The following is a 13,563-nucleotide window of genomic DNA, read 5'->3' on the forward strand; positions in this document are numbered from 1 at the left end:
CTCAGTGCGCGGCGTCGTACGCTTCCCGCACGTGTTTGGGCACGGCGCCCCGCGCGGAGAAGTCGTAGCCGTTGGCCGCGGCCCACCGGCGCACCTCGGCGAGCGGCACAGCGCGCGCGAGGTTCGTCACCCGGTACTCGCTGCGCTCCCGTTCCGCGTGCGCGCGATGAGCGGCCCGGATGTACGGCTCCAGCGCGTCGCGCAGCGCGCGGGCGTTGCGCGGAGACAGATCGAGTTCGTACGCCTCACCGTCCAACGACAGAGCGACCCGTTCCGCCACCGCCGAGGAGAGCTCGGTGCCGTCGAGGTCGTCGAGAACCTTCTCCACCGTGCGTGTCGCCATACCGGCAAGGCTAGTGGCGCTCCCCCACCGAACGCTCATGGCGCGCCACGCGTGTGCGGCGGGGTACACATCGATGGGCCCGATTCGCGCAGCGACCCTTGCCATCAGTTTCTATCCTGACCATACTTTCCACATGGCAAGCGAGTGGATGGGAGAGCCGATAGCGCAGGTCGAGGGGCCTGACGACGCGGCACGGCAGCTGGCCGAGCGCGACAGACTGCGCGACCGCACCGATTCACTGGAGCCGCCGAGGGCGTACGCGGTGCTGAAGATGTGGACCGAACTGGCGGCGGTCATCCAACTAGGGGCGATCGCGCTCGTATTCTCTGCAGCGAGCGCCGATGGGTCTGAGGTGCTGCAGCCGAGCATCTTTGCGCTCATCATCCTGACCGTGACAGGCAACCCCGTGCTCGAGGGCGCCAAAGAGCGCTTCCGCGTGCGCTCGCGGAAGACCTCTGCCATGGCCTGGCTCGCAATAGGCATCGGCGCGTGCACTGTCGCCGCCTCGATGGTGGCGAGCCTCGCAGATCTTGTGATGCCATGGTGGATTGCTGTGGTGGCGACGTCCGCCATGGTCGCTCTCACTCTGCCTGTCAGCCTTCTGCAGGTGATGCGCGCGAGCCCTGCCCCGGCGACGGCACGCCGTGAACTTCGGCTGGACCGCCCCGTCCGGATCACGACGATCGGCCTTGCAGCGGTGCTCGGCCTGATGACGGCTTGCATCGGCATCGGCATCGACTCCGTCGTGGGCGCATCACTCTCACTGCTGGGCTCTGCATCCGTTGTCGTCGCCGCCATTGCGTCATTGGCGGCCCGCGGATCCGGCTTCGGCCCGCACCGCATGGGCTACCTGTGGGGCACTCCGCAATGGACCGCATTCGGAATCTGCACGACACTCGTCGTCACGACCGTGATCCTGCGCGCCTTCACAACGGTCGTCGGTCCCACGTCGGGCATCGCTGCCGGCGTCATCGTTGCCTCTCTCCTCATCGTCGCCGCGTTCCTGCCGACGACCCGCAGAGCGGAAGAATGATGCCGCACCCTCGCCACCGGCTCGATCCGGCGTTCCAGACGCCGATCCGGTTCTCGCTGATGGCCGCGCTGCGCCGCGACGCCGACATCGAGTTCGGCATCCTGCGCGACCTGCTCGAAGCCGACGACTCATCCCTGAGCAAGGCAATCGCTCACCTGGCCCGAACGAACTACGTCCGCATCACCAAGGGCTACGTCGGCTCCCGCCCGCGCACCTGGATATCGATCACCGCGTACGGAGAACGCGCCTACGCCGACCACGTCGCCGCACTCCGCGCCATCGCCGGCGAGTAGCCTCACCCGATGCGCGGGAACGGCTCGGTCGAGAACAGCACCTCCACGGACACCTCGAAGTACGCGGCGATGCGCAGCGCCACGTACAGGCTGGGGCTGTATTCGCCGCGTTCCAGATAGCCGATCGTCTGGTAGTGCACACCGAGCGCATCGGCGAGCTCGCGCCGCGACACGTTGCGCTCGGCGCGCAGCATCGCGATGCGATTGTGAACCGTCTCTGCCACGCCGACCTACACTCCCCATTGCTGCTGCACATCGCGACGACGTGCGGCGAGCGTCGATCCGGATTCGCGCCGCGCCATCCGGCTCAGCAGCTTCGGGGCCACTGCCAGCGCCAGCGCCGCCCAGATGGCGAGCACGATGAACACCCATTCCAGGCGCCAGGAACCGGCGATCTCGACGGCGCTCGCCGCATCGGGCAGCAGCGAGGCGCGCAATCCCAGGCCGTACCAGTACAGCGGGAACGCCTGTGCGATGCCCTGCACCCACCCGGGCAGCGCCACGAGAGGGTAGAAGATTCCCGAGATCCCGATCAGAACAAGGAGCGGCAGCATCACCAGAGGCATGTGCTTCGGATTGGAGATCAGCGCGCCGAGCACGGCACCGATCGACATCGTCGAGATCATGCCGAGTACGAGCACGGCGACGAACAGGAGCCACCGCAGCGGGGAAGCGAACTCCAGACCCGCGAAGAGGATGAGGCCGACGACCAGCATGACCGCCGCGGAGACGATGTTCGCCAGCATGTTGGCCGTGATCTCGCCCACGAGATACCCCGTCGTCCCTCCCGGAACGGACTTCGACCGCAGCAGTGTGCCGTTCGTGCGGTCCATCGAGAGCACGCCGATGATGCCCATCGTGCTGCCGAACACCACACCCATCGCGATCACTCCCGGCAGCCCCATCGCGCCGAGATCGACGGGCGACCCGGCGAAGCTCGCTTGCGACATCAGTACGAGCGCGACGATCATGATGGCCGTCGTGACGACCGTCCCGATGATCTCGGCCGGTGTGGTCAGCTGGATACGTGCGGAGATCAGTCCGCGCCGCAGTCCGGTGCGGTAGGCGTTCGCCGTCGCGTTCGTTCTCGGCGTCCGCCGCTGGATGGTGGTGCTCATCGCTCGACCTCCTCGAAAGGCGTTGCTGCCAGTTCTCGTCCGGCCTCGAACTGCTCGACGAGCGAGAGATACGCTTCCTCGAGCGTCGCCCGCTTGATCTGCAGATCGGTGACCTCGTGATCATGCGTGAGCAGCTCGCGAACGAACTGCGTGGAATCCTCCGCGGCGTGCAGGTGACGCTGCTGACCGGTCACCCAACTGATCTCGGCGGTGCGCGACACGGCGCTGGTGAGCTCCAGCGGCGACCCATCGGCGATGATGCGACCGCCCGCCAGGATGACGATGCGACTGGCCAGCGCCTCCGCCTCGGCGAGGTCGTGGGTGGTCAGCATGATCGTGACGCCCTCCATATCGCTGAGGCGGTGCACGAGGTCATGGAAGTCACGCCTCGCGCGAGGATCGAAGCCAGTGGTCGGTTCGTCCAGGAACAGCAGGGACGGTCGCCCGATGACGGCGAGCGCCACATCGAGACGGCGGCGCTGACCACCGGAAAGAGTCTGCAGCTTCTGATTCGCCTGCTCCGTCAGGCCGACGATGTCCAGCAGCTCATCGACTGACCAGGGATCGACATACGGACGGTAGTAGTCGGACAGGTGGCGGAGCAGCTGCCGCGGCCGCCACTTGCCGTGGTCGCTCGATGCCTGCAGCACGATGCCGATCTGCGACCGCCATCCGTCGTCGCCTCGAGAAGGATCTGCGCCGAGTACCGAGACGGTGCCGGATGAGGGTGTGCGGAACCCCTCCAGGATCTCGATGGTCGTGCTCTTTCCCGCTCCGTTCGGACCGAGCATCGCTACGATCTCGTCCTCACGGATCTCCAGGTCGACGCCATCGAGCACCGTCTTGTCGCCGTACGTCATGCGCAGGTCGGACACGGAGACGATCGGCGCGCCGCGCGGGGTCGATTGCGCTGTGTTCACTGCCCACCTCACCAGACATCAGTTATGGAATGTAGCACTCATACTACATATCGGCGTGGACCTACGCACTATCTGACGGGATTCTTCCGATCGACGGGGACCGTGAGGTGGGAGAAGCGCATCACCGTCCCGGGCACTACCCGAAGGCGTGCTCGAAGCCGAGGCTGCGGGCGATGACGCCCAGCTGCACCTCCGTCGACCCCTCGCCGAGGGTGAGGATGCGGGCGTCGCGGTAGTGCCGTGCGACGGCGTTCTCGTTCAGGAAGCCGTAGCCGCCCCATATCTGAGTTGCGTCCTGCGCGTTCGCGACGGCCGTCTCCGACCCGATGAGCTTTGCCAGCGAAGCCTGCTTCGTGAACGGCATTCCCGCGTCGATGCGGTGTGCGGCGTCGTGCATGACGGCGCGGGCGGCGGCGACGCGCGACTGCATCCGCGCGATCGTGAACGCGATGTGCTGGTTGTCGCCGATCGCACGGCCGAACACCTCGCGTTGCTTGGCGCGGGCGACGGCCTGTTCGAGGCACCCCTGGGCGGCGCCGACGCACAGCGCGGCAAATGCGACGCGCCCTTCGTCGAGCACGCTGAGGAAGTTGGCGAAGCCCTTGCCGCGCTCCCCCAGCAGGTTGCCCTCCGGCACGCGCACTCCGTCGAACACGAGCGGATGGGTATCCGAGGTGTGCCAGCCGACCTTGTCGTAGGCGGGCAGCGCCGTGAACCCTGCGATCGGCACGGGCACGATGATCGACGACAGCTCAGGACGCGTGCGTCCCGCCCCGTCCGTCTTCTCACCCGTGACGGCAGTGACCGTCACGACGCTGGTGATCGGCGTCCCGGAATTCGTGATGAACTGCTTCGTGCCGTCGATCCGCCACCAGCCGTCCTCGAGCGTCGCGGTCGTCTTCGTTCCACCGGCGTCCGAGCCCGCTTCGGCCTCCGTCAGTCCGAAGGCCGCAAGCGCCTCCCCGCGCGCGAGCGACGGCAGGTAGGTCTCCTTCTGCTCCGGAGTGCCGAAGCGGAAGATCGGCATCGCGCCGAGCCCGAGACCTGCTTCGAGCGTGACCGCGATCGACTGGTCGACGCGCGCGAGCTGTTCGACGGCGACGCACAGGTGCAGGTAGGTCTTTCCCTGACCGCCGTACTCCAGCGGCAGCGGCAGGCCGAACAGCCCCATCTCGCCCATCTGCCGGATGATCTCGATCGGCAGCCGGCGTTGGGTGTCGTACTCGTAGGCGGCGGGCGCGACGACCTCGTCGGCGAACTCGCGCACCTGATGCGCCAGGCCCTGCAGCTCGGGTTCGAGCATCTCGGTGCCCTCGACGGGCGTTGTCACTGGTGCGATCACCGACATCTGCGTCTCCTTCACTGATCGGGGCTGATGGCCCCGTTACCGGTGCGCGCGAGGATGCTGCGCGCATGCGTGAGCACGGGCTCGTCCACCATCCGACCTTCGAACGGGAACACCCCGCCGCGCCCTTCCGCCTCGCGGAGCACGCGGCGCGCCCAGTCGAGCAGGTCGTCACTCGGCGCGAACGCCGCACGGATCGGGGCGCTGTGCGCCGGATGGATGGCCGCCTTGGCCCAGAAGCCGCTCGCTGCGGCGTCGTCTGCTTCCGCGTGGCAGCCAACGAGGTCGGCGATGTCCGTGCAGATCGCGTCGATCGCGGCCTTGTCTGCGGCTGCGGCTGCCAGCAGCACACGCGAACGCGCGTGAATCGCAACGGCGCGATATGCCCCCGACTCGTCGCGACTGGACGTGCCGCCCATCGACGCGATGAGGTCCTCCGCGCCCCACATCAGCGCGACCACCCGGTCGTGGGCAGCGATCTGCTGGGCATTCACGACGCCCTTCGCCGTCTCGCAGAGCGCGATGATGTCGAGGTCTCCGAGAAGGTCGATCTCGTCGCGCGACTCGGTCTTGGCGAGCATGACGGTGCGATACGACGACCGTGCCAGAGCGTCGAGATCGGCCGTGAGATGCTCGGTGCCTGCCGCGTTGAGACGGACGATCGTGCGGGCGGGATCCAGGCGCGATTCTGCGACGGCCTCGCGCGCAGCGGATTTCGCGTCGAGCGCGACAGCGTCCTCGAGGTCGAGGATGACCGCATCGGCGCGGTCGGCCGCCTTCGCGAAGCGGTCGGGACGGTCGCCAGGACAGAACAGCAGCGCCGGCCCCATCGAGAAGCTCATTGCGCCGCTCCCGTCTCCGGGCGCCCCTGCATGAGCACGGTGCGCACGGCACGAGCGACGATGACGCCGTGCTGATTGCAGCCGGTGTGCTCGAGGGTCACGATGCCCTGACCCGGCCGGGAGGCCGACGGCCGCTTGCCGATCACGCGCGTCTCGCCGTACAGGGTGTCGCCGTGCGTCATCGGGTGCGGGAACGAGATCTCCGAGAAGCCGAGATTCGCGACGATCGTGCCGTTCGTGAGCTGCCCCGTGGACATCCCGACGATCGTGGCGAGAGTGAACATCGAGTTGACGAGGCGCTCGCCGAATTCCGTCTGCGCCGCCCAGTGCGCGTCGAGGTGCAGTGCCTGCGTGTTCATCGTCATCGTGGTGAACAGCACGTCGTCGGCCTCGGTGACGGTGCGGCCCGGCCTGTGCTCGTACACGACGCCGTCCTCGAACTCGTCGAACCACAGCCCACGCTGCGTCACGCGTCGCTGTGCACCAGAATGAGCGGTCATCTCTCCTCCTCGGCTGCCGGTGCGACGGGCGTCACCGTGGCGAGCTCCTGCCCACGCGCCACCTGTTCCCCCACCGTCGTCGCCACGTGCACGACGCCCGCCGACGGGGCGCGCAGCACGTGCTCCATCTTCATCGCCTCGACGCTCACGATGGCCGCACCCTGCACCACCTCATCGCCGTCGGTCACATGCACGGCGACGACGGCGCCAGGCATCGGTGAGGCGAGCGTCGGAGCAGATCCCCCGCTGCGCCTCGCGGCAGGGCGGGCCTGCTCGACGAGCCAGACACCGGATGAGTCGGCGAGCCACACGTCGCCATCGGGCGTCGCACGAAGGCCCGCCGGATGCTCGAGCTCGCGGATCATGCTGTGCCCGCGCTCCCGCGCCACGCGGACCTCGACACGACGAGCCCCGCGTCCGACGCGATCGCCGCCTGTCGGCGTGACGGTGCCGAAACGCGTGACGATGGCAATGGAATCCTCATCGCGCAGCCGCACCGACGCACCGACCGGCCCGCCCACGCGCCATCCGTCTGACTGCCACGCCCGCACCCCGCCGGCGGCGCGCTCGATCAGCGCCAGCCCGGCCTGCGCGAGCACCGCATCCGGAACATCCCTCCGAGCGAGGCGCTCGACCTCGCGGTCGATGAGGCCGGTGTCGAGGTCGCCGGCGCGCACGGCCGGCTCAGCGATCAGTGCCTGCAGAAAGGCCGTGTTCGTCGTCACGCCGAGCACGCGGGTGCCCGCCAGCGCTTGGTCGAGGCGCTCGATCGCGTCGGCGCGGGTCGGCGCGTGCGCGATGACCTTGGCGATCATCGGGTCGTAGTGCGACGAGACCGTGTCTCCGGTCTGCACGCCCGCGTCGACTCTGATGCCCTCTCCCTCGGGCCACGAGACCTCGAGCACCTCGCCGCCGGCGGGCGCGAAGTCGTGGGCGGGGTCTTCCGCGTAGATGCGCGCTTCGACCGCATGCCCGGTGATCGACACATCACGCTGCTCGATCGCCAGCGGCTCACCGGCTGCGACGCGGAGCTGCTGCTCGACGAGATCGATACCGGTGACCGCTTCGGTGACCGGATGCTCGACCTGCAGGCGCGTGTTCATCTCCATGAAGAACGGCTCGCCCGGGTCGTCTCCGCTGACGATGAACTCGACCGTGCCTGCACCGACGTACCCGACGGCGCGTGCCGTCTCGCAGGCGGCGTGCCCGATCTCCTCCCGCTGCTGCGGTGTGAGCAGCGGGCTCGGCGCCTCCTCGATGACCTTCTGATGCCGCCGCTGCAGCGAGCACTCGCGTTCGCCGAGGTGGATGACCGCGCCGCCGCGGTCGGCGAGCACCTGCACCTCGATGTGGCGGGGGTTCGCGACGAAGCGCTCGACGAACAGCGTGTCGTCGCCGAAGGCACCGGCCGCCTCCCTGCGCGCCCGCGCCAGGGCGTCGGGAAGCGCGGCCGGTTCGTCGACGCGGTGCATGCCCTTGCCGCCGCCTCCCTGCGACGGCTTCACCAGCACGGGATACCCGGTTCGCGCGGCACCAGCGATGAGTGCCGCATCGTCGAGGTCGGGTTCGGAGATGCCGGGCACGGTCGCGATTCCGCGCGCCTCAACGGCGGAGCGCGCGCGGATCTTGTCGCCCATCGTCTCGATCGCCTCGGCCGGGGGCCCGATGAACACGAGACCGGCGTCCCTGCAGGCGCGCGCGAAGGCGGCGCTCTCGGCGAGGAACCCGTATCCGGGGTGCACGGCTTCCGACTCGGTCGCGCGGGCGGCCCTGACGATCGCGTCGATGTCGAGATACGACCGGCGCGGGTCGGCGGGCCCGATGCGCACGGCGACGGTGGCAGCGCGCACGTGCATGGCGTCGGCGTCCGCGTCGGAGTGCACCGCGACCGAGGCGACGCCCATCCGGTCGAGCGTGCGGATGATGCGAACGGCGATCTCCCCGCGATTCGCGATCAGGACCCTGTCGAACATCGCCCATCACATCCGGAAGATGCCGTAGCGGACGTCGGGCAGCGGCGCCTGCCCGACCACGTCGAGTGCGAGCCCGAGCACGCGCCGCGTATCGGCGGGGTCGATGACGCCGTCGTCCCACAGGCGAGCCGTCGAATAGTAGGGCGAGCCCTGACGCTCGTACTGCTCGAGGATCGGCGCTTCGAACTGCGCCTGCTCGTCGGCGGACCACGAACGGCCGTCGGATTCGATCTGCTCGCGCTTCACTGTGGAGAGCACACTCGCCGCCTGGGGACCGCCCATCACCGAGACTCGCGCGTTCGGCCACAGCCACAGGAACCGGGGATCGTAGGCACGGCCGCACATCGAATACGTGCCCGCTCCGAAGGATCCGCCGATCACGACGGTGAGCTTCGGCACACGCGCGCACGAGACCGCAGTCACCATCTTCGCGCCGTGTTTGGCGATCCCACCCCGCTCGTACTCGCTGCCGACCATGAACCCCGTTATGTTCTGCAGGAACACCAGCGGGATGCCCCGCTGGTCGCAGAGCTCGATGAAGTGCGCACCCTTCTGGGCGCTCTCGCTGAAGAGCACGCCGTGGTTCGCGACGATTCCGACCGGATGACCGTACAGCGTGGCGAATCCCGTCACGAGTGTCGTGCCGAACCCTGATTTGAACTCGTGGAAGGCGCTGTCGTCGACGATGCGGGCGATCACCTCTCGCACCTCGTAGGGCGTCTGCAGGTCGGCGGGCACCACGGCGCAGAGCGACTCGGGATCGACGGCAGGCTCGCGCGGTTTCGAGACCTGCCATGGCGGTTCCGGGCTCGGCGGCAGCGTCGCGACGATGTCGCGCACGATGCGCAGCGCATGCTCGTCGTCGTCGGCGAGATGATCGGCGACGCCGGAGACGGAAGTGTGCAGCTCGCCGCCGCCGAGCTCCTCGGCGGTCACGACCTCGCCCGTCGCCGCCTTCACCAATGGCGGTCCGCCGAGGAAGATCGTGCCCTGCTGCGCGACGATCACCGTCTCGTCGCTCATGGCTGGCACGTATGCTCCGCCGGCGGTCGACGAGCCCATCACGCACGCGATCTGCGGGATGCCTGCTGCGCTCATCGTGGCCTGGTTGTAGAAGATCCGCCCGAAGTGCTCCCTGTCGGGGAACACCTCGTCCTGCAGCGGCAGGAACGCACCTCCCGAGTCGACGAGACACACGCACGGCAGGCGGTTCTCCCTGGCGACCTCCTGCGCCCGCAGGTGCTTCTTCACGGTGAGCGGGTAGTACGTACCGCCTTTGACGGTGGCGTCGTTCGCGACGATCATGCAGCGCCTGCCCGACACGACGCCGATTCCGGTGACGATTCCCGCCGCCGCTGCTTCATCGTCGTAGCAGCCATTCGCCGCGAGCGGCGACAGCTCGAGAAACGGGCTGCCGACGTCGATCAGCCGGTCGATGCGCTCGCGCGGCAGCAGCTTTCCGCGTGCGACGTGGCGCTCGCGGGCGCGCTCCGATCCGCCGAGAGCGGTTGCGGCCAGTCGCTCGCGCAGCTCATCGACGAGCGCATGCATCGCTTCGGCACGCCGTGCCCCGGCCTCGCCGTGCGCGTCGACCGTCGACGTCAGTCGCTCCATCCTCGCCCCGTCCTCTCAGCCGTGTGCGGTCATCCCCCGTGCCAGTGCGAGCCCTGGCCGTTCCAGCGTCGCCCCGACGTCGCGGAGGAACGTGCTCGCCTCCCTGCCGTCGATGACGCGATGGTCGAAGGAGACCGTGATCGTGCAGACCTCCCGCAGGACGATCTCGCCTCGGTGCTGCCACGGCATCCGGCGCACCGCACCCAGCGCGACGATCGCCGACTGCCCCGGATTGATCAGCGGGATGCCGCCGTCGACGCCGAACACGCCGACGTTCGAGACGGTGAGGGTCGAACTCGTCAGCGCATCCTGACCGATGCTGCCGTCGCGGGCCGCGGCGGCCCGTTCGGCGATCGCGCTCGTGAGACCGATGGCGTCAAGCCGATCGGCGTCGTCGACGCTCGCCACCACAAGGCCCCTGTCCGTTGAGACGGCGATGCCGAGGTTCACCCGTTCGTGGTATTCGATCTCCTGCTCGTCGGCGTGGAACGTCGCGTTCACACCGGGGGTTCGCTGTGCCGCGCTGACGATCGCCCTCGACGCCAGGGCGAGGAACGTCGGCGTCTCCTCATCGCGGGAGTGCTCGGCGAGGTCGGCAATCAGCCGCATCGTCTCCGTCACGTCGACCTGCAGGAAACAGGCCGCCTGCGGCGCGGTGAACGCGGAGGAGACCATCGCCTCCGCCGTGCGTCTGCGCAGCCCGGTCACCCGTTCCCGGCGGGACTTCCGTTCTGCCGGTGCCGTGCCGCCGTCCTCGGTCTCGCGGACGAACGGTTCCTGCGCGAAGGTGCGCGGGCGACGCGTCGGCCTGCTGCCGCCGTCGACCCTGACCGATCCGACCAGTACGCTCACGCGGTCACCGTCGGGAGTTTCCTCCGGGGCGTCCTCGGCCGCTTCGGGGGCGCTGCCGCGCTCATCCGGTGCCGCAGTTCGTGCGTCATTGCTCTCATCCGGGCCATGATGAGCGGCATGCGCGCTCTGGCCCATCGTGTCCCTGTCGCCATTGGCGACATCCGGCGCGCCATCATCGGCGCCCGGAACGTCGTACTCGACGATGGGCGCGCCCACGTCGACGGTGTCGCCCTCGTTCGCGCAGAGCCGACGGATGACGCCGGCATACGGGCTCGGCAGGTCGACCACGGCCTTCACCGTCTCGACCTCGGCGAGCACATCGCCTTCGGCGACGGTGTCTCCCTCTGAGACCTTCCATTCGACGATCGAGCTCTCGGTCAGTCCTTCGCCCAGGTCGGGCAGGCGGAACGTCGTCATCCGACACCTCCTGTGAGCGCCATGCCTGTGCGCGAGGAACGGCGCCCCAGTGCGCGGTCGACGGCATCGAGGATCCGGTCGAGGCTCGGCAGATAGTCCCCTTCGATCGCGGACGGCGGGTACGGGGTGTCGTATCCGGTCACACGCTCTGGCGCGGACCTCAGGGCGCCGAAAGCGCGCTCCACGACGCTTGTGATCAGTTCGCTCGACACGGAGGCCTCGGCGGGAGCCTCGTGCGCGACGACGAGCCGGCCGGTGCGTTCGACGCTCGCCACGACGGTGTCGACGTCGAGCGGCGAGATCGACCGGAGGTCGATGACCTCCAGTTCGATGCCCTCGTCGGATGCGGCAATGGACGCGTCGAGCGCTGTCCGGATGACGGGCCCATAGGCGGCGACGGTGATGTCGCGACCTCTGGTGAGCACCGCTGCCGTGTCGAGGTCGCGCTCGAGCGTGGTGTCGACGTCGCCTTTCGTCCAGTACTTCGACTTCGGCTCGAGGAACATCACAGGGTCATCGCTCGCGATCGCGGCGCGCATCGTCGAATACGCCTCCTGCGGGCTCGACGCCGTCACCACACGCAGGCCGGCCGTGTGTGCGAAGTACGACTCAGGAGACTCCGAATGATGCTCGACCGATCCGATGCTCCCGCCGTACGGCATCCGGATCGTGAGCGGCATCCGCACCTGCCCCTTCGTCCGGTAGCGCAGACGGGCGACCTGCGTGACGATCTGGTCGAAGGCCGGGTAGACGAACCCGTCGAACTGGATCTCCACGACCGGGCGGTACCCCCGATAAGCCATCCCCACAGCGGTGCCGACGATGGCCGACTCGGCGAGCGGCGAATCGATGACGCGCGCCTTTCCGAAACGCGCCTGCAGGCCGTCGGTGACGCGGAAGACGCCGCCGAGCCGGCCGATGTCCTCGCCCATCAGCACGGTCTTTTCCTCGGCGTCGAGGGCGTCGCCGAGAGCACGACCAATGGCCGCACCGAGTGCCAGCTGCTCGGTCATGACTCCCCCTCGACGCTGGCGACGAAGGCGATGTGCTCGGCGCGCTGCCGCTCGACACGCTGCGTCGGAACCGCGTGCACGTGGTCGAAGATGGTGGCGGCTTCCGGGGTGTGCGCCTCTGCGACGGCGTCGCGCATGTCTCTTGCGATCTGGTCGCAGCGGACCTGTGCCTCCTCGCGAATGCGGTCCGTCCGGACGCCGCTCGACGCGAGGTGCCGCTCGAGTCGGACGATCGGGTCCTTCGCGCTCCACTCCGCAGCTTCTTCATCCTCGCGGTAGCGGGTCGGGTCGTCGGTCGTGGTGTGCGGGCCCATCCGGTACGTCACCGCCTCGACGAACGTCGGGCCGCCACCGGTGCGCGCCCGCTCGACCGCGATGCGCGTCGCGGCGAGAACCGCGAGCACGTCGTTGCCGTCGACGCGCAGAGCAGGGATGCCGAAGCCCGTCGGGCGAAGCGCGAGCGGGGAGCCGGACTGCACGCGCACCGGCTCGGAGATGGCGTACTGGTTGTTCTGGCAGAAGAACACCACGGGTGCGCTGAACGTGCTGGCGAAGACCATCGCCTCGTTCGTGTCGCCCTCGCTGATCGCGCCGTCACCCAGATAGGCGATCGCCACGTCGTCGGCGCCGTCGATCCGAGTCGCCATGGCGTAGCCGGTCGCGTGCAGCGTCTGCGCTCCGATGATGATCTGCGGGGTCGCGAGGTGATGGGAGTACGGGTCCCATCCGGAGAGGGTGTTGCCCTGCCACACCGCGAGAAGCCCTGCCGGGTCGACGCCGCGCATCACGGCGATGGCGTGCTCCCGGTAGGACCCGAAGAGGAAGTCGGTGTCGCGCAGCGCACGGCAGGAGCCGATCTGCGCCGCCTCTTGGCCGAGCAGCGGCGGCCAGAGCACGAGACTGCCCTGGCGGGTGAGGGTGAACGCTTCTCGGTCGACGCGTCGCGCGATCGACATATCGACGTAGAAGTCGGTGAGCATCGTCTCGTCGACGTCGGTGAGGTACGCGTCGAGAACAGCGTCCGCGTGCCGGGAGCCGTCCGGATGCAGGACTGCGAGCGGCCTGTCGAGTCCCGCCGCGAGTTCGGCGGATGGAGCGGGTACAGCGGTCGACATCGTGGAACCTCCTCGTTCCGGTGCACCTTGTGGGCGCTGCGTCGAGCCCTGGTGTGGGCTTGTCGTCAGGCTACGCCTGCCCGCTCACATCGCGCCACACCCCCACCTGGAACGAAGCAGAGTGCGCAGCTCGCGTCCGGATGTCCTCCCCATCGTGATGCGATACGCGCGCCCCGGTGGGGCTC

At 68.7% G+C, this 13,563-nt stretch carries 14 protein-coding genes; 2 read left to right on the forward strand and 12 right to left on the reverse strand.

Annotated elements, in window-relative coordinates:
• Window position 1 precedes the first annotated feature (1 nt).
• Window positions 2-343, reverse strand: coding sequence for a histone-like nucleoid-structuring protein Lsr2 (locus tag CIK77_RS02575; protein WP_170934157.1), 342 nt, complete (start codon window positions 341-343; stop codon window positions 2-4).
• A gap of 133 nt (window positions 344-476) precedes the next feature.
• On the opposite strand from CIK77_RS02575, the gene CIK77_RS02580 reads away from it, so the two are divergent.
• Together CIK77_RS02580 and CIK77_RS02585 are read left to right on the forward strand one after the other, a co-directional pair.
• Window positions 477-1,376: a hypothetical protein gene (locus tag CIK77_RS02580; protein WP_140403539.1), complete on the forward strand. Its 900-nt coding sequence runs from the start codon at window positions 477-479 to the stop codon at window positions 1,374-1,376.
• Window positions 1,376-1,669, forward strand: a complete 294-nt coding sequence (locus tag CIK77_RS02585; RefSeq protein WP_087055277.1) for a transcriptional regulator — start codon at window positions 1,376-1,378, stop codon at window positions 1,667-1,669. Before CIK77_RS02580 ends, CIK77_RS02585 begins: the two co-directional genes overlap by 1 nt.
• Before the next feature lie 2 nt (window positions 1,670-1,671).
• Here CIK77_RS02585 and CIK77_RS02590 read toward each other — a convergent pair whose 3' ends face one another.
• The 11 genes from CIK77_RS02590 to CIK77_RS02640 form a co-directional block, all read right to left on the reverse strand.
• On the reverse strand, window positions 1,672-1,893 hold the full coding sequence (locus tag CIK77_RS02590; RefSeq protein WP_087055276.1) for a helix-turn-helix transcriptional regulator: 222 nt from the start codon (window positions 1,891-1,893) through the stop codon (window positions 1,672-1,674).
• Between the two features lie 6 nt (window positions 1,894-1,899).
• A complete protein-coding gene (locus tag CIK77_RS02595) occupies window positions 1,900-2,787 on the reverse strand; it encodes an ABC transporter permease (RefSeq protein ID WP_087055275.1) in 888 nt (295 codons plus the stop codon).
• On the reverse strand, window positions 2,784-3,707 hold the full coding sequence (locus CIK77_RS02600; RefSeq protein WP_249268615.1) for an ABC transporter ATP-binding protein: 924 nt from the start codon (window positions 3,705-3,707) through the stop codon (window positions 2,784-2,786). Before CIK77_RS02600 ends, CIK77_RS02595 begins: the two co-directional genes overlap by 4 nt.
• Before the next feature lie 136 nt (window positions 3,708-3,843).
• Window positions 3,844-5,010, reverse strand: coding sequence for an acyl-CoA dehydrogenase family protein (locus tag CIK77_RS02605; protein ID WP_249268658.1), 1,167 nt, complete (start codon window positions 5,008-5,010; stop codon window positions 3,844-3,846).
• 56 nt (window positions 5,011-5,066) lie between these two features.
• Window positions 5,067-5,894, reverse strand: coding sequence for an HpcH/HpaI aldolase/citrate lyase family protein (locus CIK77_RS02610; RefSeq protein ID WP_087055273.1), 828 nt, complete (start codon window positions 5,892-5,894; stop codon window positions 5,067-5,069).
• Window positions 5,891-6,394, reverse strand: coding sequence for a MaoC family dehydratase (locus CIK77_RS02615; protein WP_087055272.1), 504 nt, complete (start codon window positions 6,392-6,394; stop codon window positions 5,891-5,893). The genes CIK77_RS02610 and CIK77_RS02615 overlap by 4 nt, the downstream gene beginning before the upstream one ends.
• Window positions 6,391-8,367: an acetyl/propionyl/methylcrotonyl-CoA carboxylase subunit alpha gene (locus CIK77_RS02620; RefSeq protein ID WP_087055271.1), complete on the reverse strand. Its 1,977-nt coding sequence runs from the start codon at window positions 8,365-8,367 to the stop codon at window positions 6,391-6,393. Before CIK77_RS02620 ends, CIK77_RS02615 begins: the two co-directional genes overlap by 4 nt.
• Before the next feature lie 6 nt (window positions 8,368-8,373).
• On the reverse strand, window positions 8,374-9,981 hold the full coding sequence (locus tag CIK77_RS02625) for a carboxyl transferase domain-containing protein (RefSeq protein ID WP_087055270.1): 1,608 nt from the start codon (window positions 9,979-9,981) through the stop codon (window positions 8,374-8,376).
• A 15-nt stretch (window positions 9,982-9,996) separates the two neighbouring features.
• A complete protein-coding gene (locus tag CIK77_RS02630) occupies window positions 9,997-11,250 on the reverse strand; it encodes a dihydrolipoamide acetyltransferase family protein (RefSeq protein WP_087055269.1) in 1,254 nt (417 codons plus the stop codon).
• Window positions 11,247-12,263 carry an alpha-ketoacid dehydrogenase subunit beta gene (locus tag CIK77_RS02635; RefSeq protein ID WP_087055268.1) on the reverse strand — a complete coding sequence of 339 codons (1,017 nt, stop codon included), beginning with the start codon at window positions 12,261-12,263 and terminating at the stop codon, window positions 11,247-11,249. Before CIK77_RS02635 ends, CIK77_RS02630 begins: the two co-directional genes overlap by 4 nt.
• Window positions 12,260-13,378, reverse strand: coding sequence for a thiamine pyrophosphate-dependent dehydrogenase E1 component subunit alpha (locus CIK77_RS02640; RefSeq protein WP_087055267.1), 1,119 nt, complete (start codon window positions 13,376-13,378; stop codon window positions 12,260-12,262). Before CIK77_RS02640 ends, CIK77_RS02635 begins: the two co-directional genes overlap by 4 nt.
• Window positions 13,379-13,563: the final 185 nt, after the last annotated feature.

The sequence above is a fragment of the Microbacterium sp. JB110 genome, assembly GCF_003335195.1.
GTDB lineage: Bacteria > Actinomycetota > Actinomycetes > Actinomycetales > Microbacteriaceae > Microbacterium.